Here is a 24,633-nt window from a genome sequence, read left to right as displayed (position 1 = left end):
AACCGTATCAGGGCAGGTTCTTCTTCTGCATGATACGGCGCGCCTCGCTCATGTCCTTGTCGAACTGGCGCACGCCGCGCAAGAGCTGCACCCCGACAAAAACCGGACACAGCAGGAATAGGGCTGCCATGGCCAACGATTTACCGCTGAGCCCCATCAGATAAAGCACCGTGGCAATGCCCACACCCGTCACCAGCAGACAGAACAGCAGGATTTCGCGTTTCATGATTTCGCCTCGTGACTCAAACCGATATGGGCGCGTTTCAGCAGCGCAGAGTTGGCGATTACCGATAGAGAACTGAGCGCCATGGCGGCGGCAGCGATGATCGGATTAAGCAATCCGAAGGCTGCAATCGGGATACCGATGCCGTTGTAGAGAAATGCCCAGAACAGGTTTTGCTTGATCTTGACCATGGTTGCGCGCGACAGCTCGATCGCGTTGACCACGTCGCGTACATCGTTCTTGAGCAAGATGATGCCGCCCGTTTCCTTGGCGACATCGGACCCCGAGCCGATGGCGATACCAATGTCGGCGGCGGCCAGTGCCGGTGCATCGTTGACCCCGTCGCCAACCATGGCAACGACCTGCCCTTCGCTTTGCAATTGACGTATCACTGCGACCTTGTCGTCTGGCAACACCTCTGCAATCACCCGCCCGATACCGACCTGTCGGGCGACCGCTTCGGCAGTGCGGCGGTTGTCACCGCTCAGCAGCACGACCTTGATGTTGCTTGCCTGCAATGCCGTTACCGCTTCAGCTGCCTCTGGCTTGATGGTGTCAGCCACCGCAATCACCCCAAGCAGGCGGTTGTCGACACCAACCAGCATGGCGGTCTTGCCGTCGGCCTCAAGGCCTAGCAAGTGCTCTTCGGCTGCCTCGGTTGAAATGCCTTGGCGGCCGAACAAGCGCCGATTACCCAACCAGACTTTGCCATGGTCGATACTGCCTTGGATGCCGTGACCGGCGATCCCGCTGATGTCGGTGGCCTTTGGCAGGTGGATGTCACGATGCCGGGCGGCGCGCACTATCGCTGCTCCAAGCGGATGTTCCGAACCGGACTCCACGGCAGCAGCGAGCCCCAACACCTCGATTTCTGACGCTGTGCCAAGCGCAATCACGTCGGTTACGTCAGGTTCACCGCGGGTGATGGTGCCGGTCTTGTCGAAAACCACCGTAGTCAGTTTTTCTGCCCGCTCCAGTACCTCGCCGCCCCGTATGAGAATGCCGTTATCAGCGCCCTTGCCGACACCGACCATCAAGGCAGCGGGCGTCGCCACGCCGAGTGCACAGGGACAGGAGATGATCAGTACCGCGATAAAGGCCAACAGGCCCTGCGGAAAATTCCCAACCACGGACCAACCGAGCAATGCCAGGAGGGCGACGGCCACAACCGCGGGTACGAAGTAGCCAGTGACCTGGTCGGCCAAGCGCTGGATCTGCGCGGTGCTGCTCTGTGCTTCCTCAACCATCTTGATGATCTGCGCCAGTGCAGTATCGGCGCCGATCCTGCTCGCTGTGATCGTGAGTACACCGCTGCCATTGAGCGTACCCCCGATCACCGAGCTGCCCCGGTGTTTGTCCACCGGCATCGATTCGCCGGTCAGCATGGACTCATCCACCGTCGACTGGCCGTCACGGACTTCGCCATCGGTAGGGATCTTTTCGCCAGGCTTGACGATTAGTGTCTCGCCAGCCATGACGCTTTCAGCAGGCAGGTCGATTTCTTGTCCGTCACGCATGACATGTGCGACCGCCGGTTTGAGTTCAAGCAAGCGTCGCACTGCAGCGGAGGATTTTTTCTTGATGATCTCCTCCATGTACCTGCCGAGCAGCACGAAGGCGATTATGACTGCAGACACTTCGAAATAGACGTCACGCTCGTACACTTTCACCGGTAGGACGTCCGGGAAGAACAACACCGCTACCGAGTAGAAATACGCCACCGATGTGCCGAGGGCGATCAGGAAGTCCATGTTGATGTTGCGGGTGTGAATGGCGTTCCACGCGCCCTTGTAGAAACTCCAGCCACCGATGAACTGGACCGGAGTGACCAACAGGAAAAGCCATATCCCCCAGGTGAACCAAGGGAGCGCCGGGATTGGCACCCAGGTCAGTAGGGTGGCCCCGGCGGCCAACGCAATGAAGGCGCCCGCGCGCAGAAGGGCCAGGGCGAGTACACCGGTGAGGGCGATAGTCACGCGGGTCTTGATTGCCTTCAATTCCCTTTCTGGCGATTCGAAGGTACGCAGGCACGCATCGCTACAAAAGTAATAGGTACGGCCGCCACGTTCGCGTGACAGTGCGCTGGTCTTGTCCACCATCATTCCGCAGATCGGGTCTTTCGCCAGGTTCCTGGAGGCGGACGCCAACGGCTGGTGATTATGCTGCATAGGCGATTCGTTCATTTCGTCTTCTGCCTGCGTCGACGTTCAAGACTTGCCATGGAGCTTGCCTGACAGCCAGGCGAACAAGGTTCCGACTATCGCGCCCCATAGGGTCAGGACCAGTAATGGGCCGAGGAAAGTCATCATTCCGTAGCCCTGCGTAGTTTGCAGGCGATTGAAGTCGAGCCCGTGGAACAAGGCGTTCAGAAAAGCGATACCTTGCACCGGCCATAGCACATACAGCAGCGTGCAGATCGCATAGGAAACAGCCATGGTCAAGGCCAGGGAGAGACCGGTTTTCCAAGGAGCGTTCATGATTGTTTACCTGAACTGGGAGGTGCGTTGGACGGGATGTCGGGACTGCGACGGGTTAACCAAGGCAGGAACGCTGGCGTCTTTGCACGGTAAACGCGGTAGGCATCGCCGAAGTGCGTAAGCAATTCACGCTCTTCCCGTTTCGCAAGTTGGATGTACGCGAACAAGAGAATTGGAAACATCAGCAGGGTGATCAGGGTTGGCCATTGCAGTAAAAAGCCAAACATGATCAGCACGAAGCCGACGTACTGTGGATGGCGGATCCGCGCATAGGGGCCCTCAAGTGCAAGTCGTCCACTCGCTTGGGCTTGGTAGAGGACCCGCCACGCAGCCGCCAATAACCAGAAACCGCCCGCGATCAGAAAATTGCTGATGACGTGAAACGGCCCCCAATGCGGGTTGACCTTCCAGCCCAGCACCGTTTCGAGCAAATGCCCGGCATCGTGCGAGAGGAAATCGATGCCGGGGAAGTTGCGAGTGAGCCAGGGCATCAGCAGGTAGATTGTCAGCGGGAAACCGTACATCTCGCTAAACAGAGCCACCAGGAACGCTGAAAACATGCTGAAGGAGCGCCAATCTCGGCTTGTCTTCGGCCGGGCGAAGCTGAAGGCAAACAAGATGAACACCAGCGAATTGAGGATAACAAGCGACCAGAGGCCGTAGGCCGGCTCATTGTGGTTCATGGCGGGCACCCCTCTTTGTTACGCGCTCACTTTTTAGTTGGCATGTCCATCATCGATGACTGCTGCTCCATCATCTGCATCATCATGTTCATCATGCCCATGCCTGAACCGTCCTTGGCTCCATGCATGCCCATACAATCCATTGCGCCTTTGTCCTTGTTCATCATGGCCATGCTGTCCTTCATCACTTGCATGCCTTCCTGCATGGCAGCGTGACGTTCGGCGGGCGTCTTGGCCGCTGCCGCTTTGTCGTGTGCCGTCTGCATCTTCTGCATTTGCTCATTCATGGCTTTGGTCAGGTCGCTCGACGCGGGGGCGGGGCTCGTGGCTGAGTCAGCGGGCGCAGCGTCTGGGTGATGGGCATCTTCGGCAGAGGCGATGAGGGTGCAACCAGCCAGGATTGCAGCCAGAACGAATTTAGGATGCTTTTGCATGGTGAACTCCAGGGATCGTCAGAAGTGAACATGGACAGATAGCCGAGCCGCGAAGAAACGGCGCAGCAGGACAGCGCAATCAGTGCTTTGCCGATATGCAGTGAGGTCTAATCGTTGAGGCGGGCGAAAATCAGGCGGGCAGGGCGCTTTGATGGTGCGGGGAGCTTCAGTGCCAGAACGGCAAGGGATGACTTTTGCGCAGGACCGAGCACGATTACCAATGCCGAAGTTAACAGCAAAAGAATGGGCCAATGGAGAGGATCCAACATCTGGATCATCTGTGCTGCAGGTCTTATTGCTGCACCAGCGTCCTCGCAGTTCTGAAGACAACCATTGGCGTGGAGATCATGCGCATGGCCCACATGCAGCTCGGCATGGTGGGCAGCAGTGATATCGTGATCCGGTTGTACCAGGCAGCCATGGATCGTCATCACGGCCAAAGCTAGCACCCATGCGGCGAGGGTGAAGTACAAGATGCTTTGGCGGTGTCGACGGAACCAGTACATGAGGTATGACCTCGACCAATCAAGTCGTATTGGTTTCAATCTAGCTGGCAAAGCAAAGGCGCATTTGATCAAAGTCAAATTCCTCGAATAGCCAGCACCAATGACGACCCGAGGCTGCTCCCGCGAGTGGGCTGTGTACCTTACAGAATCGGCGAAATCAGCCGTGCAATCCGCATCCCCAGCTGCTGTAGACGATGGGTATCACGGCTGTCCTCCGCCGTGATTTCCCGAGCCTGTTCAAAGTCATTGATCAACATGTTCTCGACCTGGTCGGCGAAGCTGCGGTCGACCGTCAACAGGGTGATTTCGAAGTTCAGGCGGAACGAGCGGTTGTCCAGGTTGGCACTGCCGATCGCGCTGATGTCGTCATCCACCAGCACTACCTTCTGATGCAGGAAGCCAGGTTGGTAGCGGAACATGCGCACCCCGGCACGTACCGCTTCGAAGGCAAACAGGCTGGAGGCGGCATAGACGATACGGTGGTCAGGGCGTGACGGTATCAGCACGCGTACATCGACCCCACGCAGGACCGCCAGGCGCAACGCGGCGAATACCGCTTCGTCGGGGATGAAGTACGGGCTGGTGATCCATACTCGTCGGGTAGCGGAGTGGATCGCTTCGATGAAGAACAGCGAACAGGTTTCCTGTGGGTCGGCCGGGCCGCTTGCCAAGGCTTGGCAAAGGACGCCGTCCTCCGGGTAGGCGTCAGGCAGGATCAGCGGCGGCAACTGGCGGGTGGCCCAATACCAATCCTCGGCGAACGACTCTTGCAGGCACGCCAGCACCGGCCCGGTGATCTGCACATGGGTATCGCGCCATGGCGAGAGCTGCGGATGCGCGCCCAGGTATTCGTCGCCCACGTTATGGCCACCGACGAAACCGAGCAGGCCATCCACCACGACAATCTTGCGGTGGTTACGAAAGTTCACCTGGAAGCGGTTGAACCAGCCTCGGCGAGTGGCGAAGGCGTGGATCTGCACACCGCCTTCACGCAGGACCTGGCTGTAGCTGGCCGGTAGGGCGTGGCTGCCGACCCGGTCGTACAGGACGAATATCTGCACGCCTTCGGCAGCCTTGCGCAGCAGCAGTTGTTGCAGCGCCTTACCAAGGCTGTCGTCATGAATGATGAAGAACTGGACCAGCACCACGTCGCGGGCATTTTCAATGGCAGCGAAGATGGCATCGAACGTCGCTTTCCCGTCGATCAGCAGTTTCACCTGGTTGTTGGCCAGGCAGGGCATGCGACCAAGCTTGGGCATGGCACGCAAGGCTGCGTAGCTTTCCGACTCGCGAGCGGTGAGGGCTTCCTCTACCCATGGCCGCCAGTTGAGGTTGGCCATGGCAACGTGCATTTCCTGGTTGGCCTGGCGCCTGGCCTTGATGTAGGCGTAGAACGAACGCGCACCGAAGACCAGGTAAGGGATCAAGGTGAGGTAGGGGATGAAGAACAATGGCATGGCCCAGGCAATTGCGCCTTGGGCAGTACGCACGGTGAACAGCGCATGCAGTGCCGCGACGATACCCAGCAGGTGGACCAGGCCGAGTAGGTAACCAAAGAAGTAGGGGCTGTGGTAATCCATATGCATCCTGCCTGCCGAGTACACTTGAGTAACAGAACACGTTCCCGCTCTGCCTTGCAACCGGAAGGTGGATTTGGCGTCTAAGGCTCAGCCCGGCCCGGTTGGCCGGCTTTTTTTCCAGGAGCGTTCGTCCATGAAGATTCGTCTGCCACTGTTGGCGTTGGCCCTAGGTATGAGCAGTCCGTTGGTGCATGCTCAGATGCTGCAGCCAGGCTTGTGGGAGCTGACCACCAGCAACATGCAGGTCGATGGCAAGCCGTTACCCGACATGGAATTCATGCTCGGCCAGTTGAAGAACCTGCCACCGGAACAGCGCGCGATGATGGAAGGCGTGCTGGCCAAGCAGGGGGTGACTGTGGGTGGTAAGGGGGTGCGTTCTTGCTTGACACCAGAGCAAGTGGCAACCAACGACATCCCGCTACAGGACCCTAAGTCAGGTTGCACCCAGAAGATCACGGACCGCACCGGCAATGTGTGGAAGTTCCAGTTCAGCTGCCCGCGAGCACAGGGCAGTGGCCAGGCGACTTTCCTCAGCGACCGGGAATTCACTACCCAGGTGAACGGTACGTTCAACGCGTCGGGTGTGCAGCAGCAGGGCAGCATGAACACCCGCGCCGTGTGGTTGGGTAGGGACTGCGGTTCGGTCAGGCCGCGCAGCTGATATCCCACTGCCACTGGCTGGCCGCGACAGCATCGTGGGCATGCAGGCTTTCTGCATGTTCCACGCGTAGTTTGAAGGCGGTGCTCCAGTCGATTTGTCGCAACGCCTTGTGCAAACGCCGAGCAGCATCTTCACAGAACATCAGGTTCTGGCCATTGGCCAAGGCGAAGGCTTGTTCATCGGCGCGCTTCACTGCGGTCTGTACCGCAGTCCCCAGGCTCGCCTCCACGCAATCGATCAGCTCGGTAATTGGCAACTGCTGCTGATTGCTGCGTAGCCTCACCTGCACATGCGCGCTACTGCGTTGGCTGTGGGGTGTTGCGACGATGCCCTCGGCGCTACCAAGCCACTGCATCACCGCATACTTGTCGACTTGGTCGGTGCTGAAGTCCGCCTGGAACTGTTGCTGGATCAGTTGTCGTGCAAGCGCAGCCGAGCAGGGGCAGGTCGACGAGTAGGGAACGCAAACGGATAGTTCCACGTGGAACATTCCTTTCTCAATCTTTGCATCGACCGTTACCGCATAGCTTTTCCAGCCGTGCAAGGGGCTGACCAGAGCGGGCCTTTTCAGCAGATGTTCAAAGCGCAAACGCAGATAGGCAGCAGCAGAAAGCCCGTCATGGCTGTCCAGAAAGTCAGACAACAGCTGGCGAATGACCAGTGGCGTAAGGGGCTGGTGTTCCAGAGCTTCCAGGGCAAGGTAAAGCCGCGACATGTGGATTCCACGTGAGCTGCCGTCCACCAGGCTGACGCCAGCATCCACCGTAGCAGCCGCGATGCGCCCTTCGAAATGGATCGGCAGGGCTATCCCGCACATTCCCACCCAGTTCAAAGGCAAGGTGTGTTCCTGGGCCTGTGCGGCGATGTCGGGGAGCTTGAGCTGGGTCATTTGGCATTCCAAACAATTGGTAGGTCAGCGGCAGCCGGCGATCAAACTGCAATGCAGGCTGAAGCGCTGACCACTGGAGCTGGAAACACGGTTCACGGTGGTCCAGCCGATGCGGCGGCTATAACCCACCCAAGCCTCGCCATCGCTGGCCAGGCCGGTGAAAAAGGTCAGCGAGCCGTAGCGGCTGTTGGTTTGCGCCCAAAGGCGACGGCTATTGAAGTCGAGACCACGCAAATAGAACGTGCTGCCTTCACTGCGAACGCTGTAGTAACTGCCCTTGCCGTCCTGGCAGGCGAGCAGTGTCGCGCTGCGGGTACAGAGCGCCAATGGGCCACCCTGTGGCATGGCATACAGTGCCGTGGGCAGCGCGAGCAATAGCAGCACCGAGGCGCGTAGCAGATTCATTTTCATCCTTTGTCAGCACGCGTTCGTCGAGAACGGCTTGGCGAAATTGTATTGTTACTTTATAACATTGTGCAATGCATCGTTTCGAATGCGCTTCGCCTGAAGAGGTTTCGCCATGTCCAATCGTCTCCCTGTTACTGTGCTGTCCGGCTTCCTTGGCGCCGGCAAGAGCACATTGCTCAACCATGTGCTGCGCAACCGCGACAACCTGCGAGTCGCAGTCATCGTCAATGACATGAGCGAGATCAACATCGACGCCAGCGAGGTACAGCGCAACGTCAGCCTCAACCGTGCTGAAGAAAAGCTGGTGGAGATGAGCAATGGCTGTATCTGCTGCACGCTACGTGAAGACCTGCTCGAGGAAGTGGCACGGCTGGCTGAAGAAGGTCGGTTCGATTACTTGCTGATTGAATCCACGGGGATCTCGGAGCCGCTACCGGTAGCCGAGACCTTTACCTTCCGCGACGAACAGGGCCGTAGCCTCTCTGACATGGCGCGGCTGGACACCATGGTCACCGTGGTCGATGGCCTGAACTTCATGCGTGATTATCAGGCGGCCGACAGCTTGGCCAGCCGTGGCGAAACCCTGGGTGAAGAGGACGAGCGCTCGATCAGCGACCTGTTGATCGAACAGGTCGAGTTCGCCGATGTGTTGTTACTGAGCAAGATCGACCTGATCAGCCAGCATCAGCGCGAAGAGCTGATGGCCATTCTGCGTAGCCTTAACGCGCGAGCGCAGATCATCCCCATGGTAATGGGCCAGGTCCCGCTGGCGCGTATCCTGGATACCGGCTTGTTCGACTTCGAGCAGGCCGCCCAGGCACCCGGTTGGTTGCAGGAACTGCGAGGCGAACATGTACCCGAAACCGAAGAGTACGGTATCGCAGCCACTACCTGGCAGGCCCGGCGGCCGTTTCATCCACAGCGCTTTTTCGATTTTATCCACACGCCCTGGAGCAATGGCCGGCTGCTACGTTCAAAAGGCTTTTTCTGGTTGGCCAGCAAGTTCCAGGAGGCGGGGAGCTGGTCGCAAGCGGGCGGGATGATGCGTCATGGGCTGGCGGGCCGCTGGTGGCGCTTCGTTCCGCGCGAACAGTGGCCGCAGGATGTGGATAACACCGCTGCGATCCTGGAAAACTGGACAGCCGAGAGTGGTGATTGCCGCCAGGAGCTGGTGTTCATTGGGCAGAATATCGATTTCGCGGAATTATCCACAGCACTCGATGCATGCCTGTTGACCGATGAAGAAATGGCCTTGGGACCCATGGGCTGGTTACGCCTGCCCGACCCGTTCGGTCCATGGCAGGAGGAGGCCGCAGCATGATCCCCGTACGCACACCTGTGGATATCTTTCAGGTAAGCGGCGATATACCTCAGGTGCTGACCGAGGTGCTGCAGGACGGCGTCAACCTGGCGGTGTGGCGCCGGCGCTTGCCGGCGCAGCTGGAGGACTTTGCCGCGCTGGCCATCAGCCTTGGCCAGCCATTGGCGGACCAGCGCGTTATCGACGTGGACGAGCAGCGCATGCCGGTATTGACCGAGCTGTTGCGGGAAACGGCAGATTTGCACGGCTATGAAGCGTTCGTTGCCGATGTGAATTGGCTGCTGGCGGCCTACACCTGCCTGGTGGGTGCACGGCGGGTCGGCTTGCGCTTGCGGGTATTGGCGGGGCCCATGTGCCCACGCTTCCATGTGGATAACGTGCCGCTGCGCTTGCTTACCAGCTACGCTGGCCCGGGCACCGAATGGTTGCCCGTGCAGGCCAGTGCGTGCGTCGATTTGCGCACAGCGCAGCCGCCTGTGGATAACATTCAGCGTTTGCACGCAGGCGATGTGGCAGTGCTCAAGGGCGAGAAGTGGCATGGCAACGAAGGCGCTGGCCTGGTGCATCGTTCGCCTCCGGAGCGGCAGGGGCGACTGTTGCTCAGCCTTGACTGGCTGGCCTGACGGCGCATAGTGAGGCATTGCCATCGCCCGAAGCCACGCCATGCTGCAGAATATTCCCACCCATGTGATTGCCGGCCCGCTCGGGGCCGGCAAGACCACCCTGATCCGCCATCTGTTGGCCCAACGTCCGCGCAATGAGCGCTGGGCAGTGCTGATCAACGAGTTCGGCCTGGTCGGGCTTGATGCGGCCTTGCTCAGCCGTGACGAGGACGGGATCGCCATCGGCGAGGTCGCGGGTGGCTGCCTGTGCTGCGTCAACGGCATGCCGTTCCAGGTCGGCCTGGGCCGGCTGCTGCGCAAGTCCCGGCCTGACCGGCTGTTCATAGAGCCATCCGGGTTGGGCCATCCGCTGCAGCTGCTTGCTCAGTTGCAACAAGCCCCTTGGGCTGGGGTGCTGGCGGTACAGCCGTTGCTGATGGTCATGGATGCGCAGTCGATGGTTCGCAACGAACGGCTGGCGGAGGCGCAACAGCAGGCGCTCGATGCAGCGGAGAATGTTGTCTTCAACAAGGCAGAGTCGGTGGGTGATGCTTGCAAGGCATCGATAACAGACAGGTTTCCCGCCAAGAAAGTGTTCTGGACGATCGAAGGGCAGCTGCCCGTGTCGGACCTGCCCACTGTACCCACCAGTGCGGCTGCCAATGCCCTTGTGGATAACCTGATTCCCGACAATACGGTGATGCCCCCGGCACTCTGGGCAGACCCTGACCAGCCGATCTGCCTCGCCCAGCAAGGGGAGGGAGGTTGGAGCATCGGCTGGCGCTGGCATCCCAGCCAACGATTTTATCCACAGCGGCTGCTGGCGTTCCTGCACGCCTGGCCATGGCGGCGTGCGAAAGGGGTTATCCACACCGTGGAAGGCTGGCAAGCATTCAATGGCCTGAACGGCGACATGCCCATCTGGCAGCCCAGCGACTGGCGCCGGGATAGCCGCATCGAGCTGATTTTCGACCAGCCACAGTCGCAGCCGGCGTTACAAGCCGGTTTGAGCGAATGCCGCGTCAGCTGATCAGTTGCGCCAACGGTTGTGCTCCTGGCGCCACTGCTGCATCTCGATGACATTGTCGGCGCGTGGAGGGGTCTTGATTTCGAACGGATAGGGCGCCAGTTCGATCTGCACGCTGTGGGCGCCGAACTGGGTTATGGTACCGGGATGGCGTTGCTCACCGGTAACCGTGAATTCGAAGGCATAGACGCGCGCCAGGCGCTTGCGGCCATTGGCGTCACGGACAAAGGCGATGCGCTTGAGCGCGACGGCATCGTCGAGCAACTCGAGGTCGAGTTTGGCGCAGTGCTGTTTGACCCGTTCCAGGGCTTTTTCACGCAAACCGTGGTTGTGCCACAGCCAGGCGCCTGCCGTGGCTACCAGCATCAGGACTAAGAGGTTTTCCAGGGTCAACATTTGCATCTGCTCCAAACAGGTCGATCCAGCTTAACTGCGTCCCTGGCCTGTCGTACAGGTGGCAATCGAGTCCATACTGCGTTGCGCACAATCCTTGAAACAGCTTTGGAAATCTCCCGCATGAAACGTACTCCGCACCTGCTCGCCATCCAGTCCCACGTGGTGTTCGGCCACGCCGGCAACAGCGCGGCGGTGTTCCCCATGCAGCGTATCGGGATCAATGCCTGGCCGCTCAATACCGTGCAGTTCTCCAACCACACACAGTATGGCCAGTGGGCGGGTGAAGTGCTTGCCCCGGCGCAAATTCCTGCGTTGGTGGAAGGCATTTCCAACATTGGCGAACTGGGCAATTGCGACGCGGTGTTGTCCGGCTACCTGGGCAGTGCCGAGCAAGGCCGGGCGATTCTGGCGGGGGTCGCGCGGATCAAGGCGGTAAACCCAAAGGCTTTGTATTTGTGTGATCCAGTCATGGGGCACCCGGAGAAGGGCTGCATCGTGCCGGCGGAAGTCAGCGAGTTCCTGCTCGACGAAGCGGCCGCCACGGCTGACATCCTGTGCCCCAACCAGTTGGAGCTGGACAGCTTCTGTGGGCGCCGTGCGCAGTCGCTGGAGGACTGCGTGCGCATGGCGCGCAGCCTACTGCAGCGCGGGCCGCAGGTGGTACTGGTCAAGCACCTGGCCTACCCGGGGCGGGCCGAAGACCAGTTCGAGATGCTGCTGGTGACCGCCGAGCACAGCTGGCACCTGCGTCGCCCGCTGCTGGCGTTCCCGCGGCAGCCGGTTGGGGTGGGCGACCTGACCTCGGGCCTGTTCCTGGCCCGCGTGCTGCTTGGCGACAGCTGGCTACAGGCGTTCGAATACAGCGCTGCGGCCGTGCACGAAGTGCTGCTGGAAACCCAGGCCTGCGCCAGCTACGAGTTGCAACTGGTGCGGGCCCAGGACCGCATCGCGCACCCACGGGTGCGCTTCGAGGCGCAGCTGCTGACGCTTTAAATGGCGTCGGTCTTCAGGTCCTGGTAGCGCTTTTCCAGCTCCTGGCGGATCTGCCGGCGCTGCTGGCCCTGCAGGAAGCGGCGCTTCTCCTCGCTGCTTTGCGGCTGGCGGGGTGGTACCGGTACCGGGCGACGGTTGTCGTCGACCGCGACCATGGTGAAGAAGCAGCTGTTGGAATGGCGCACCGAGCGTTCGCGAATATTCTCGGTCACCACCTTGATGCCCACCTCCATCGAGGTGTTGCCGGTGTAGTTGACCGACGCCAGGAAGGTCACCAGTTCACCCACGTGTACCGGCTCGCGGAAGATCACCTGGTCGACCGACAGGGTGACCACATAACTGCCGGCATAGCGGCTGGCGCACGCATAGGCCACTTCGTCGAGGTACTTGAGCAGGGTGCCGCCATGTACGTTGCCAGAAAAGTTGGCCATGTCCGGGGTCATCAGGACGGTCATGCTCAGCTGGGCGTTTCCAGGTTCCATAGTGTGCTCACGGTGAGGTTGCGCTGAATCGGGCGAATGGGGCCGTTGGGGATCGTTATCTGAAGACACTTCTTTTCCCCTCATGTGAATTAGCCGTCTTGCTACGGGACGCTGGCTGACGCGCCATCGTCACGCTGATCATGCCATCAGCGGCGCTTTTCCTGCCGATCTGTTTCTGCATATTGCACCGGCTTTTTGCAGCGGAGTGCGATGTTAACCTGACCATGCCCATGCAACATGGCCACATTGCGCGTCCACAACAGTATGTACGCGCTGCTCGCACAAGGCTGCCCTGGTCGAGGAGCGGTCTGCCCCGGCACCCGCCAAAGGACGAAAAAGGGAGTATCACGCCATGCATGCCATCAGCTTCATCCAGGACCTGGCAGTGATCATGCTGGTCGCTGGCGTGGTCACCGTTGTCTTTCACCGCCTCAAGCAACCCGTCGTGCTGGGTTACATCGTCGCCGGCTTCATCATCGGCCCGCACACGCCCCCGTTCGGCCTTATTCACGATGAAGACACCATCAAGACCCTGGCCGAGCTGGGCGTGATTTTCCTGATGTTTTGCCTTGGGCTCGAGTTCAGCCTGCGCAAGCTATTCAAGGTCGGCGCTACCGCCTTTATCGCGGCGTTCCTGGAAATCGTGCTGATGATCTGGATCGGTTTCGAGATTGGCCGCTGGTTCGGCTGGAACACCATGGATTCGCTGTTCCTGGGGGCGATCCTGGCAATTTCCTCGACCACCATCATCGTCAAGGCGCTGAATGACCTGAAGATGAAGAACGAGCGCTTCGCCCAGCTCATCTTTGGTGTGCTGATCGTCGAGGACATTCTCGGCATCGGCATCATTGCCTTGCTGTCGGGCATCGCTGTCAGCGGTACGGTCAGTTCGGGCGAGGTGTTTTCCACCGTGGGCAAGCTGTCGCTGTTCATGATCGTCGCGCTGGTCATCGGCATCCTGTTGGTACCGCGGCTGCTGGCTTACGTGGCCAGGTTCGAGAGCAACGAAATGTTGCTTATTACCGTGCTAGGCCTGTGTTTCGGCTTTTGTCTGCTGGTAGTGAAGCTCGAATACAGCATGGTGCTCGGCGCGTTCCTGATTGGCGCGATCATGGCCGAATCGCGCCAGCTACTGGCAATCGAGCGCTTGATCGAACCGGTACGCGATCTGTTCAGTGCCATCTTCTTCGTCGCCATCGGCCTGATGATCGACCCCCTGGTGCTGGTCGACTACGCCTGGCCGATCGTGGTGATTACCCTGGCAGTGGTGCTGGGCAAGATGCTGTCCTGTGGCATGGGCGCGTTCATTGCCGGAAATGACGGGCGCACGTCGCTGCGGGTTGGCATGGGGCTTTCGCAGATTGGCGAATTTTCCTTCATCATCGCCGCACTGGGCATGACCCTGCAGGTGACCAGCGACTTTCTCTACCCGGTGGCGGTGGCGGTATCGGCAATTACCACGCTGCTGACACCGTACCTGATCCGTGCGGCTGACCCGCTGTCGCGCAAGCTGGGCAAGGCAGTGCCCGCCCGCCTGGCGCGGGTGTTGTCGTTGTACGGCGAATGGTTGCGCAGTATCCAGCCACAGGGTGAGGGTGCCATGTTGGCGGCGATGATCCGGCGCATTCTGTTGCAGGTGGGGGTCAACCTGGCGCTGGTTATCGCGATATTTTTCACTGGCGGCTATTTCGCCGGGCGTATCGGTAACTGGCTCAGCGAGTGGGTCAGCGATGTCAGCCAGCAGAAAGCCTTGATCTGGGGCGCAGCATTGCTGTTGTCGCTGCCGTTCCTGATTGCCGCCTATCGCAAGCTCAAGGCGCTATCGATGCTGCTGGCGGAGATGGGCGTGAAACCAGAGATGGCCGGGCGGCATACACAGCGCGTGCGCCGCGTGATTGCCGAGGTGATTCCGCTGCTGTCGTTGCTGGTGATCTTCCTGCTGCTGTCAGCGTTGTCGGCGAGCATTCTGCCGACCAGCGAGCTGCTGCTGGTGATTGTCGTGGTGGCAGCGGTGGTCGTGGCTTTGCTGTGGCGCTGGTTTATCCGCGTGCACACACGGATGCAGATCGCCTTGCTGGAGACGTTGGAGCACAGTCGCGAGAATTCGCACTGAGCAAGGCAACGCTCCCTGCGCCAACTTCACCGTCGTCCGAGGGGATGGAGCGGTAGCGATGTCGCCAGGCGCAGAAAGCCTGGCGATGTTAACTGCATTAATGGCACTGAGCCATAATTTTGCGACTGGCGATCAGCTCTCCAGCCAGACATCCCGCGCCCAGTGCCAGACAGACTCCCAGCTGTCTTCACCGATATTTTCTTCTTCGGCATCCCACAGCACCACGGTGCCGTCTTCTTCGACACAGTAGTAGTTGTCGCCATCCTGGCACAGTGGAATAAGGTCGCGCGGCACGCCGGCATCCCAGGCGTTGGCAGCAACCTCGGGCAGGTAGGTGTGCGAATGTGGGTCGGTGACGGTCACTGGCTCCAGCGAGCCGTACACCACGTCGCTGACGGTCAGCAGAAACTCCTTGAACACGAACGGAATGTTGATGAACAGCTCTTCCTCGATTTCGACCAGCAGGTCCTCGTCGGGAAGCTCGAGCGGCACCGGCACTGGCTCATTGGCTTCACGGAGTTGTTCGATCACTTCTTCCACGGTTCACTTCCTCTGACCTAGATGACAACGCTGCGCGTTATACCCTAGTAGCCCAGTCTGGCAAAAGCAAAAACCCCGGGGCAGCCCCGGGGTTTTTTGTGCAGCACGCAGCGGTTAGCCGTTCTGACGGATACCGGCGACCAGCCAAGGCTGGTTTTCGCCTTGGGCACGGACCATGTGCCAGCTTTCGCTGAACACTTCGCCCTGGTCGAAGCGCGAGCTCTTCGACACGCCACGGAAGGTCAGGGTGGCGTCGGTGCGGTCGGCACGGTCGTCGACACCGTCCAGTTGCACATCGAGGTTGTCGATGTAGGTGGACTGGAAGCCGTCACCCAGGTCAGCCCGCTCGCGCTTGAGGAACTCGAGCATTTGCGGGGTGACGAATTCGGCGATCTTGTCCATCTCGTTGGCGTCCCAGTGCTGCTGCAGGGCCTGGAAGTGGTTACGAGCGGCAGCCAGGAAGCTTTGCTCGTTGAACCAGGCCGGGGCATTGATCACCGGTGCAGCGGCGGCAGCAGGTGCGGCCGAACCACCGAAGATCGAAGGCTGGGCAGCTTGGGCGTGGGCTTCACGCTGCATCGGCGCGTGGCCTGGCATGGCCATTTGCGGCTGCTGCTGGCGGCGGCGCGCGGCGATGAAGCGGAATACCAGGAAGGCGATGAGCGCAATGATCAGGAAGTCCATGATCTGGAAGCCTTCGAAACCGTCACCCATGAACATGGAGGCCAGCAGACCACCGGCGGCGAGGCCGGCCAGTGGGCCCAGCCAGCGCGAAGCACCGCTGGCGGCCGGCGCGGCGCGGCCAGGTGCGGTCGGCGCGGCAGCAGGCGCAGTTGGCGTGGCTTGACGGGTCTGGTGGATAGGCGCGGAGCCCGAGCTCTTGCCGCCGCCAAAACGCTTGGCGTTGGCGTCCAGGCTCAGCGTCAGGCCGACGCAGAGCGCCAGAGCGATGCTAAGAAAACGTTGCATAAATGGGATATCCCCTGTTGTGGATTGCACGCGCGTCATGGTGCACAGGTTCCCAGGCACATGACCAGCGACATAATGTTTCTAGCTTTTGCCTGGATATTACCAAGCCGGCTGGGGCTGGCGCTTGCAGGAGCGGCCTGGTGTCGCGATGGGCTGTGCAGCAGCCCCAGGATTTCGACGTGGACGCTGGGACTGCCGGGGCTGCTGCGCAGCCCATCGCGACACAAGGCCGCTCCTACAATGGCCGGTGCAGGTTTCAGATGGCTTCGAGCTTGGCGTAGCCCAGCATCAGCCACTTGCTGCCTTCGGCAAAATTAACCTGCACCCGTGCCTGCGCGCCGGAGCCCTCGAAATTGAGGATCACGCCCTCGCCAAACACCGCATGTTGCACACGCTGGCCGAGGTTGAAGGTCGTCTGCGGGATATTGGCATTGGCGAACAGGTTGCTGTTGGTAGTGGCCTTGGCCCCACCAAACGGGCGGCTGACACTGTTGGACAGGCGCACTTCCTGAACCAGACCAGCCGGAATTTCACGTACGAAACGCGACACCTTATTGTAGGTCTCGCTGCCATACAGGCGGCGCGTTTCGGCGTAGGTCATGACCAGCTGGCGCATGGCGCGGGTGATGCCGACGTAGGCCAGGCGGCGTTCCTCTTCCAGGCGGCCGGGTTCTTCCAGGCTCATCTTGTGCGGGAACAGGCCTTCCTCCATGCCCACCAGGAATACATACGGGAACTCCAGGCCCTTGGCGCTGTGCAAGGTCATCAGCTGGATGCTGTCTTCATGCTCGTCGGCCTGGGCATCGCCTGCCTCGAGCGAGGCATGGCCGAGGAACGCCGAAAGTGGCGAGAGGTCGGCGTCTTCTTCGGTGGACTCGAAGTTGCGCGCCGCGCTGACCAGTTCCTCAAGGTTTTCTACCCGAGCCTGGCCCTTTTCACCTTTTTCTTCCTGGTGATAGATGATCAGCCCGGACTGCTCGATGGTGGTCTGGGTCATGGTATGCAGCGGCATGTCCACAACTTTGGCAGCCAACCCCTCGATCAGCTCGATGAACGCACCCAGGGCGCTGGCGGCGCGGCCTTTCAGGGCCTTTGCCGCCAGCAGCTGGCACATGGCTTCCCACATCGACAGCTGGCTGTGGCGGGCATGCTCACGGATGGCTTCGACGGTTTTCTCGCCAATCCCGCGTGGCGGTACGTTGATCACCCGCTCGAGGGCAGCATCATTGCCACGGCCTTCGATCAGGCGCAGGTAGGCCATGGCGTTCTTGATTTCGGCGCGCTCGAAGAAGCGTTGACCGCCGTAGATACGGTAGGGAATGCGTTCGCGCAGGAGGGCTTCTTCCAGCACCCGCGACTGAGCGTTGGAACGGTACAGGATGGCAATTTCGTTGCGTGCATTGCCCTGCTTGACCAGGCCCTCGATGGTTTCCACCACGTAGCGCGCCTCGTCGTGCTCGTTGTAGGCCGCGTACAGGGTCAGGGGTTCGCCTTCGCCCATATCGGTCCACAGCTCTTTGCCCAGGCGCCCGCTGTTATTGGCGATCAGCGCGTTGGCCGCCTTGAGGATGCCACCGGTGGAGCGGTAGTTCTGCTCCAGGCGGATCATCTCGGCGTCAGGAAAGTCGGCGGTGTACTGATGAATGTTCTCGATCTTGGCCCCGCGCCAGCCGTAGATCGACTGGTCGTCATCGCCCACCGCCATCAGGCTGTCACCGCCGCGCGCCAACAGGCGCAGCCAGGCATATTGCACGGCGTTGGTATCCTGGAACTCGTCCACCAGTACGTGGCGGAAGCGCCGCTGGTAGTGTTCGAGCAGGCCCGGATGGTCACGCCACAGGTCCAGGGCGCGTAGCAGCAGCTCGGAGAAGTCGATCACCCCGGCGCGCTCACAGGCCTGTTCATAAGCGGTATAGACGTCGCGCATGGTCGACAGGAACAGGTCGCCACCGGCCTGGATATGCTGTGGACGCAGGCCTTCATCCTTTTGCCCGTTGATGAACCACTGGGCCTGGCGTGCCGGCCATTTCTGTTCGTCCAGGCCCAGCTCGCGCATCACTCGCTTGATCAGCCGCTGCTGGTCGTCGCTGTCGAGGATCTGGAAATTCTGCACCAACCGCGCTTCCTGCCAGTGTGCCCGCAACAGGCGATGGGCCAGGCCGTGGAAGGTCCCGACCCACATGCCCGCCGGGTTGATCCCCAGCAATTGCTCGATCCGCTGGCGCATTTCAGCCGCAGCCTTGTTGGTGAAGGTCACCGACAGGATCGAGTGCGGCGATGCCTGCTCGACCTGGATCAGCCAGGCGATGCGGTGCACCAGCACGCGGGTTTTACCGGAACCGGCGCCAGCAAGCACCAGTTGACGCCCGAGCGTGGCCGCTACGGCCTGGCGTTGGGCATCGTTGAGGGAATTCAGCAGGAGGGAGAGGTCGTCTGTGTGCATCGGGCCATTCTAGGGCGCGGCAGGGGAACGGGCAAACCTCTACTGTATAAATATTCACCTTGCCAGCGGCCGTTCATCGACCCGATGGCAGGCGCCAGGCCGCCGCTCGGGCGGCCCGGTCAACCACGGTTCAGTCGATCATCTCTACGGTGCGTATTTCGCAGCGCTGCTGCGAACCGGCGTGAATGATTTCCAGCATTTTCCAGTGGGTGCCACCCGCGCGTTCAAACGTCACGGTTTTTTCCGTCAGCACTTGCGGGGCGATCTCGCCGCTGTCCAGCAGCTGAAGCTCCAGCACTTCCCAGCCTCCCCGGTGGCGTATCTTGGGTTCGACCAGCACCGGTTCGATAGCCGGGGAAGCGACCGTGACGGTGCAATGGACCTTGAAGGTCTGTTCGCCGTCGGCGATGTCATTGATTGCAACGAGATTGGCGATGGTAGCCATTGATTTGCTCCTGTGATGGTTGAAAGTAGCGACAGCGCAACTGTCGTCCCTTTCATCCATCACAGGAGCAGGGCAGTGCTTCAGCTATGCCAATGCCTGCCATGTCTGGCGAGCAGGCTGTTGGCTTGCTCCGGGCCATTGGTGCCTGCCGGGTACGGTCGTGGTGCCTGGAAGTGTTCTTCGCAACCCTTGATGATCGGGTCGATCCACGCCCAGGCCGCTTCCACTTCGTCGCGGCGCATGAACAGCGTCGAGTCGCCCTCCAGCACATCCAGCAGCAAGCGCTCGTAGGCCTCCCAGCGGCGGGTCTGGCTGAACACCTGGGCCAGGTTCAGGTCCAGGTCCACCGGCTCCAGGCGCATGCCCTTGCCCGGGCTCTTGGTCATCATGCGCAGGCTGATGCGTTCGTCTGGTTGCAACTGGATCAGCAACTGGTTGACCTGGCCACCCATGAACAGCTCATGGGGCACTGGCTTGAACTGGATGACGATCTGCGACGAGCGCCGTGCCATGCGTTTGCCGGTGCGCAGGTAGAAGGGCACGCCCGCCCAGCGCCAGTTGTCGATGTGCGCCTCGATGGCGACGAAGGTTTCGGTGTCGCTATCGTTGTCGACGTCCTTTTCGAAGTAATAGGCTGGCACTTCCTGGCCACCGATGCGCCCGGCGCCGTACTGGCCGCGCACGGTCTTGTCCTGCACGTCCTGGCCGGTGATGGGCTTGAGGGCGCGAAGGACCTTGACCTTTTCGTCACGCACCGCTTCGGCCTCGAACTGTGCGGGAGGTTCCATGGCCACCAGACACAGCAATTGCAGCAGGTGGTTCTGCAGCATGTCGCGGATCGCCCCGGCGCGGTCGTAGTAAGCGCCCCGGTTCTCGACCCCCAGGGTCTCGCATACGCTGATCTGCACATGGTCGACCTGGCTGTTGCGCCATACCGGCTCCAGCAGGGCGTTGGCAAAGCGCAGGGCCATGAGGTTCTGCACGGTTTCCTTGCCCAGGTAGTGGTCGATGCGAAATACCTGGTTTTCCTCCAGCACCGCACCAATCGCTTCGTTGATGGCGGTAGCCGATTGCAGCGAGTGGCCGATCGGCTTTTCCAGCACGATGCGCGCTTCGGCGTCGGCCAGGCCAGCGTTACGCAGGTGGTTGGCAATGGGCACGAACAGGTTGGGGGCGGTGGCCAGGTAGAAGATGCGCGTCAAGCCGCCGGGCTCGCCCAGGTAGCGCGCCAGCCGGCCAAAATCGGCGCTTTGCGAAGCATCCATGGGGAAATAGTCGACCCGCGCGGAAAACCGCCGCCAGACATCTTCGTCGAAATCGTTGCGGGCGATCTGGGCTCGGCAATGGCGTTCGGCGAGCTTGAGATAGTCGTTGCGTGGCAGGTTGCGTCGCGCCAGCGCGATGATCCGCACGGCATTGTTCAGACGGGCCTCGCGAAACAGGTGGTAGAGCGCCGGAAGCAATTTGTGCAGGGCCAGATCGCCGGTGCCGCCGAAAACCAGAATGTCGCAAGGAATAGTCAAACCACCACTCTCCACGTTCGTTTAACTGGGCGGGTTGGCGTCCATGTAGTATAACTACAAGAAAGCTACAACCCGGCCAGCCGATCATAACCGAGTCCAGCCTGTGAATCTGTTGCAACATATCGCCCAATCGCGCCACCTGCTGCGCAAATCGGAACTCAAGGTAGCCGACCACGTGCTACTCGACCCGGCTGCCGTCATGCACAGCTCCATGGCCGACTTGGCGCACAGCGTAGGTATCAGTGAACCGACCATCGTGCGGTTCTGCCGTGCCATCGGTTGCTCGGGCTTCCAGGACCTGAAGTTGAAACTGGCACAGAGCCTGGCCGCCGGGGCCAGTTTCGGTCAGTTCGCCATCCATGAAGACGACTCGGTTGCCGACTACAGCCTGAAGATCTTCGACACCACCCTGCACACCCTGATGGAAGTGCGTGAGCACCTCGACCCTCAGGCGCTGCAGCAGGCGGTAACCGCCATGGCCCAGGCGCAACGTGTGGAGTTCTACGGCTTTGGCGCCTCCGGTGCGGTGGCGGCCGATGCCCAGCACAAGTTCTTCCGCCTGCTGCTCAGCGCGGCTGCCTACTCCGACCCGCACATGCAGGCGATGTCGGCGGTGACCCTCAAGCCGGGTGATGTGGCGGTGTGCATTTCCCAGTCGGGCCGCTCCAAGGACCTGCTGATTACCGCCAACCTGGTGCGTGAGAGCGGCGCCAACCTGATCACCCTGTGCCCCAGCCAGACGCCGCTGGCCGAACTGTCGACGGTCAACCTGGCAATCGACGTGCATGAAGATACCGAAATCTACACCCCGCTGACCTCGCGCATCGCCCACCTCGTGGTGATCGACGTGTTGGCCATGGGCGTAGCCATGGCGCGTGGGCCGAGCCTGGTCAATCACCTCAAGAGCGTGAAGCGCAGCTTGCGCAGCCTGCGTTTGTCGCCCAAGTCGATCAAGGCTACCGACGACTGAACGCCTGCACCGGCCTCTTCGCGGGCTGGCCCGCTCCCACAGGGATTGCGCCGATTTCAAAAAGTGCGCGGTACCTGTGGGAGCGGGCAGGCCCGCGAATGGGCCGGTACAAGACAGTGAAATTTCACTGTTTTGTCACCATTCCACAGTCAAACCGTAAACCACCAAGGCCAGTCTGAAACTCCCGCATCCTATCTGGGAGACAGGCAATGGCTCGTGATTACGACGGTACTTACCAACCCAGCGCCAAGGCTCGCAAGCAGCAGGAAAAGGATCAGCGCCGCATGGAATACCGCCGCGCGATCGAAAGCTATTGCGACCAACGTCAACTACTGCGCGACCTGGTGGACTACCCCGAGTTGCAGGACCTCACGGTTTGGCAGGCGTCGGCGGCAATTTCCCCGAAAAACGCTCAACCAGGCCGCTGATCAGCGCACGTTCGCTACGGATGAACGCCAGGAAGGCCAAGGCAACCGGCGACTGCCGTTTGGCCTTGGACTGCACCACGCACCAGCTGCGGTACAGCGGTAGCTCCTCTACCGGCAGCTCCTTCAGCACACCGGTGGCCAGCTCAAGGTTGACTGCATGGCGGGTGAGCAAGGCAATACCCAGGCCGGCGATCACGCATTCACGCTGGGCGTCGGCCGAGGCCACTTCCAGGGTCTGGGTGAAGTGCACACGCTTGTCCTTGAAGTACTCTTCGCAGGCCTTGCGCGTACCTGAACCTTGTTCGCGGATCAGTAGCGTATGAGGTTCCAGATCCTGCAGGCGCAGTCGTTCCAGTTTGCACAGCGGATGCTCGGGTGGCGCCACCGCGACGATCGGGTTGTTGAGGAACGGCAGAAACTCCAGGCCCATGTCTTGCGGCACCATGGACATGATGATCAAGTCGTCGCGGTTGTCCGAAAGGCGGCGGATGGCCTGGGCACGGTTGACCACGGTCAGGGTCAGGTTGACCTCCGGGTGACGCTGCTTGAAGGCGGCGAACAGGTGTGGCACGAAGTATTTGGCGCTGGACTCGATCGCCAGTTTCAGTTGCCCCTGGAGTGAGCCCTGCATATCCGACAGCTGCATGTCCAGGCTCTCCAGGCGGCCGAATATGTCGCGGCTGGCACGTTGCAGGGCTTCGGCCGCTTCGGTCAGGTAGAGCTTCTTGCCTACGTACTCGAACAGCGGCTGGCCGATCAGCTCTTCGAGTTGACGGATCTGTAGACTAACGGCGGGTTGTGTCAGCGCCATCTCTTCCGCAGCGCGGCTGTACGAACGCAAATCGCACACCTCGTTGAAGATCTGCAGTTGACGCAATGTCATACGCATCAATGACTTACGCATTTTAGCCCGGCCTTCGGCAATACCTTGTTACCGCACCATAAGCTTTTACTAATACAGCGTCTAACAAATATTGATTTTTGTTTATCGACCTACAGCGCTAGGGTGAATGTGCGACTGGCCAGCGACGCTTGGTCACGCGCCGACCGGTAGAACCGGCTCGACTGTTCCTACGGCTTTGGGAAGACTCCAGTGATAAAAAAAATCCTGATCGCCAACCGAGGTGAAATCGCAGTGCGCATCGTGCGTGCCTGCGCCGAGATGGGCATTCGCTCGGTAGCGATCTATTCCGATGCCGACCGGCATGCGTTGCACGTCAAGCGCGCCGACGAAGCCCACAGCATCGGTGCCGAGCCGCTGGCCGGTTACCTGAACCCGCGCAAGCTGGTCAACCTGGCTGTGGAAACCGGCTGTGATGCCTTGCACCCGGGCTACGGTTTCCTCTCGGAAAACGCCGAGCTGGCGGAGATCTGCGCCGAACGCGGGATCAAGTTCATCGGCCCAGCCGCCGATGTCATTCGCCGCATGGGCGACAAGACCGAAGCACGCCGTACCATGATCGCTGCCGGCGTGCCGGTGACCCCCGGCACCGAGGGTAACGTTGCCGATATCCACGAAGCCCTGAGGGAAGGTGACCGCATCGGTTACCCGGTCATGCTCAAGGCCACCTCTGGTGGCGGCGGTCGGGGTATTCGCCGTTGCAACAGCCGCGAAGAACTGGAACAGAACTTCCCACGGGTCATCTCCGAAGCCACCAAGGCCTTCGGTTCGGCCGAGGTGTTCCTGGAAAAGTGCATCGTCAACCCCAAGCATATCGAGGCGCAGATCCTCGGTGACAGCTTCGGCAACGTGGTGCACCTGTTCGAGCGCGACTGCTCGATCCAGCGGCGTAACCAGAAGCTCATCGAGATCGCCCCAAGCCCGCAGCTCACCCCCGAGCAGCGTGCCTACATCGGTGACCTCGCGGTACGTGCCGCCAAGGCGGTGAACTACGAGAATGCCGGTACCGTGGAGTTCCTGCTCGCCGATGGCGAGGTGTACTTCATGGAAATGAACACCCGGGTGCAGGTGGAGCACACCATCACCGAGGAAATCACCGGTATCGATATTGTCCGTGAGCAGATCCGCATTGCCTCGGGCCTGCCACTGTCGGTGAAGCAGGAAGACATCCAGCACCGCGGCTACGCGCTGCAGTTCCGGATCAACGCCGAAGACCCGAAGAACAACTTCCTGCCCAGCTTCGGCAAGATCACCCGCTACTACGCCCCCGGCGGCCCGGGCGTGCGTACCGACACGGCGATCTATACCGGCTATACCATTCCACCGTTCTATGACTCCATGTGCCTGAAGCTGGTGGTCTGGGCGTTGACCTGGGAAGAAGCCATGGACCGCGGCCTGCGGGCCCTGGACGACATGCGCGTGCAAGGGGTGAAGACCACTGCCGCGTACTATCAGGAAATCCTGCGCAATCCCGAATTCCGTAGCGGCCAGTTCAATACCAGCTTCGTCGAAAGCCACCCCGAACTGACCAACTACTCGATCAAGCGCAAACCCGAAGAGCTGGCCCTGGCCATAGCCGCCGCCATCGCCGCCCACGCAGGCCTGTGAGGAACCCCATA

Annotated in this window: 26 protein-coding genes; 9 read left to right on the top strand and 17 right to left on the bottom strand. The window is 60.6% G+C overall.

Annotated elements, in window-relative coordinates:
* Positions 1-7: 7 nt before the first annotated feature.
* The 7 genes from HG549_RS25695 to cls form a co-directional block, all read right to left on the bottom strand.
* Positions 8-226: a hypothetical protein gene (locus HG549_RS25695; protein ID WP_170033939.1), complete on the bottom strand. Its 219-nt coding sequence runs from the start codon at positions 224-226 to the stop codon at positions 8-10.
* On the bottom strand, positions 223-2,406 hold the full coding sequence (locus tag HG549_RS25690) for a heavy metal translocating P-type ATPase (protein WP_170033937.1): 2,184 nt from the start codon (positions 2,404-2,406) through the stop codon (positions 223-225). The genes HG549_RS25695 and HG549_RS25690 overlap by 4 nt, the downstream gene beginning before the upstream one ends.
* 24 nt (positions 2,407-2,430) lie before the next feature.
* Positions 2,431-2,700 (bottom strand): DUF5676 family membrane protein, encoded by a 270-nt coding sequence (locus HG549_RS25685; RefSeq protein ID WP_170033927.1) that lies wholly within the window; start codon positions 2,698-2,700, stop codon positions 2,431-2,433.
* Positions 2,697-3,383, bottom strand: a complete 687-nt coding sequence (locus HG549_RS25680) for an isoprenylcysteine carboxylmethyltransferase family protein (protein ID WP_170033925.1) — start codon at positions 3,381-3,383, stop codon at positions 2,697-2,699. The genes HG549_RS25685 and HG549_RS25680 overlap by 4 nt, the downstream gene beginning before the upstream one ends.
* Before the next feature lie 26 nt (positions 3,384-3,409).
* Positions 3,410-3,817, bottom strand: a complete 408-nt coding sequence (locus HG549_RS25675) for a hypothetical protein (RefSeq protein ID WP_170033923.1) — start codon at positions 3,815-3,817, stop codon at positions 3,410-3,412.
* 107 nt (positions 3,818-3,924) lie between these two features.
* Positions 3,925-4,323 carry a hypothetical protein gene (locus tag HG549_RS25670; protein WP_170033921.1) on the bottom strand — a complete coding sequence of 133 codons (399 nt, stop codon included), beginning with the start codon at positions 4,321-4,323 and terminating at the stop codon, positions 3,925-3,927.
* 140 nt (positions 4,324-4,463) lie between these two features.
* Positions 4,464-5,903: a cardiolipin synthase gene (gene cls, locus HG549_RS25665; protein ID WP_170033919.1), complete on the bottom strand. Its 1,440-nt coding sequence runs from the start codon at positions 5,901-5,903 to the stop codon at positions 4,464-4,466.
* Between the two features lie 133 nt (positions 5,904-6,036).
* Between cls and HG549_RS25660 the strand changes: the two genes are divergently transcribed.
* The gene (locus HG549_RS25660) at positions 6,037-6,564 is read left to right on the top strand and encodes a DUF3617 domain-containing protein (RefSeq protein ID WP_170033917.1); all 528 of its coding nucleotides are present in this window, start codon (positions 6,037-6,039) and stop codon (positions 6,562-6,564) included.
* Here HG549_RS25660 and folE2 read toward each other — a convergent pair.
* Entirely contained in the window at positions 6,548-7,453 is a 906-nt protein-coding gene (gene folE2 / locus HG549_RS25655; protein WP_170033915.1) for a GTP cyclohydrolase FolE2, read from the bottom strand. The two genes, HG549_RS25660 and folE2, sit on opposite strands and share 17 nt — an antisense overlap.
* 24 nt (positions 7,454-7,477) lie before the next feature.
* Entirely contained in the window at positions 7,478-7,858 is a 381-nt protein-coding gene (locus tag HG549_RS25650; RefSeq protein ID WP_170033913.1) for a glutamine synthetase, read from the bottom strand.
* Positions 7,859-7,973: 115 nt separating this feature from the next.
* Here HG549_RS25650 and zigA point away from each other — a divergent pair, with 115 nt between their 5' ends.
* From zigA to HG549_RS25635, 3 genes are read left to right on the top strand one after another with little or no spacing between them, the layout of a single operon-like run.
* Positions 7,974-9,182 carry a zinc metallochaperone GTPase ZigA gene (gene zigA, locus HG549_RS25645; RefSeq protein WP_170033911.1) on the top strand — a complete coding sequence of 403 codons (1,209 nt, stop codon included), beginning with the start codon at positions 7,974-7,976 and terminating at the stop codon, positions 9,180-9,182.
* Positions 9,179-9,805, top strand: a complete 627-nt coding sequence (locus HG549_RS25640) for a DUF1826 domain-containing protein (protein ID WP_170033909.1) — start codon at positions 9,179-9,181, stop codon at positions 9,803-9,805. The genes zigA and HG549_RS25640 overlap by 4 nt, the downstream gene beginning before the upstream one ends.
* 40 nt (positions 9,806-9,845) lie before the next feature.
* Positions 9,846-10,814 carry a GTP-binding protein gene (locus tag HG549_RS25635; RefSeq protein WP_170033907.1) on the top strand — a complete coding sequence of 323 codons (969 nt, stop codon included), beginning with the start codon at positions 9,846-9,848 and terminating at the stop codon, positions 10,812-10,814.
* Here HG549_RS25635 and HG549_RS25630 read toward each other — a convergent pair whose 3' ends face one another.
* Entirely contained in the window at positions 10,815-11,207 is a 393-nt protein-coding gene (locus HG549_RS25630; protein WP_170033905.1) for a DUF3301 domain-containing protein, read from the bottom strand. It abuts the gene before it with no gap.
* Positions 11,208-11,327: 120 nt separating this feature from the next.
* Here HG549_RS25630 and pdxY point away from each other — a divergent pair, with 120 nt between their 5' ends.
* Positions 11,328-12,200 carry a pyridoxal kinase PdxY gene (gene pdxY, locus HG549_RS25625; protein ID WP_170033903.1) on the top strand — a complete coding sequence of 291 codons (873 nt, stop codon included), beginning with the start codon at positions 11,328-11,330 and terminating at the stop codon, positions 12,198-12,200.
* On the opposite strand, the gene HG549_RS25620 is transcribed toward pdxY, so the two are convergent.
* Entirely contained in the window at positions 12,197-12,682 is a 486-nt protein-coding gene (locus tag HG549_RS25620) for an acyl-CoA thioesterase (RefSeq protein ID WP_009683536.1), read from the bottom strand. The two genes, pdxY and HG549_RS25620, sit on opposite strands and share 4 nt — an antisense overlap.
* 352 nt (positions 12,683-13,034) lie before the next feature.
* Here HG549_RS25620 and HG549_RS25615 point away from each other — a divergent pair, with 352 nt between their 5' ends.
* On the top strand, positions 13,035-14,795 hold the full coding sequence (locus HG549_RS25615; protein ID WP_170033901.1) for a cation:proton antiporter: 1,761 nt from the start codon (positions 13,035-13,037) through the stop codon (positions 14,793-14,795).
* A gap of 132 nt (positions 14,796-14,927) precedes the next feature.
* On the opposite strand, the gene HG549_RS25610 is transcribed toward HG549_RS25615, so the two are convergent.
* The 5 genes from HG549_RS25610 to zwf form a co-directional block, all read right to left on the bottom strand.
* Positions 14,928-15,335 (bottom strand): SMI1/KNR4 family protein, encoded by a 408-nt coding sequence (locus tag HG549_RS25610; RefSeq protein ID WP_170033899.1) that lies wholly within the window; start codon positions 15,333-15,335, stop codon positions 14,928-14,930.
* 114 nt (positions 15,336-15,449) lie between these two features.
* Positions 15,450-16,304, bottom strand: a complete 855-nt coding sequence (locus HG549_RS25605; protein WP_170033897.1) for a Tim44 domain-containing protein — start codon at positions 16,302-16,304, stop codon at positions 15,450-15,452.
* 256 nt (positions 16,305-16,560) lie between these two features.
* Positions 16,561-18,747: a DNA helicase II gene (uvrD, locus tag HG549_RS25600; RefSeq protein ID WP_170033895.1), complete on the bottom strand. Its 2,187-nt coding sequence runs from the start codon at positions 18,745-18,747 to the stop codon at positions 16,561-16,563.
* A gap of 130 nt (positions 18,748-18,877) precedes the next feature.
* Positions 18,878-19,192, bottom strand: a complete 315-nt coding sequence (locus HG549_RS25595) for a hypothetical protein (protein WP_170033893.1) — start codon at positions 19,190-19,192, stop codon at positions 18,878-18,880.
* A gap of 80 nt (positions 19,193-19,272) precedes the next feature.
* A complete protein-coding gene (gene zwf / locus HG549_RS25590; protein ID WP_170033891.1) occupies positions 19,273-20,715 on the bottom strand; it encodes a glucose-6-phosphate dehydrogenase in 1,443 nt (480 codons plus the stop codon).
* A 103-nt stretch (positions 20,716-20,818) separates the two neighbouring features.
* On the opposite strand from zwf, the gene hexR reads away from it, so the two are divergent.
* Together hexR and HG549_RS25580 are read left to right on the top strand one after the other, a co-directional pair.
* Entirely contained in the window at positions 20,819-21,685 is an 867-nt protein-coding gene (hexR, locus tag HG549_RS25585; protein WP_011536461.1) for a transcriptional regulator HexR, read from the top strand.
* 209 nt (positions 21,686-21,894) lie between these two features.
* On the top strand, positions 21,895-22,113 hold the full coding sequence (locus HG549_RS25580; protein ID WP_170033889.1) for a PA3496 family putative envelope integrity protein: 219 nt from the start codon (positions 21,895-21,897) through the stop codon (positions 22,111-22,113).
* On the opposite strand, the gene HG549_RS25575 is transcribed toward HG549_RS25580, so the two are convergent.
* A complete protein-coding gene (locus tag HG549_RS25575; protein WP_170033887.1) occupies positions 22,055-23,017 on the bottom strand; it encodes a LysR family transcriptional regulator in 963 nt (320 codons plus the stop codon). The genes HG549_RS25580 and HG549_RS25575 overlap by 59 nt on opposite strands.
* A 189-nt stretch (positions 23,018-23,206) precedes the next feature.
* Between HG549_RS25575 and HG549_RS25570 the strand changes: the two genes are divergently transcribed.
* A complete protein-coding gene (locus HG549_RS25570) occupies positions 23,207-24,622 on the top strand; it encodes an acetyl-CoA carboxylase biotin carboxylase subunit (RefSeq protein ID WP_170033885.1) in 1,416 nt (471 codons plus the stop codon).
* The last annotated feature ends 11 nt before the right edge of the window (positions 24,623-24,633 follow it).

The organism is Pseudomonas sp. SK, from assembly GCF_012975065.1.
GTDB lineage: Bacteria > Pseudomonadota > Gammaproteobacteria > Pseudomonadales > Pseudomonadaceae > Aquipseudomonas > Aquipseudomonas anuradhapurensis.
This window is presented reverse-complemented; position numbering and strand designations above follow the sequence as displayed.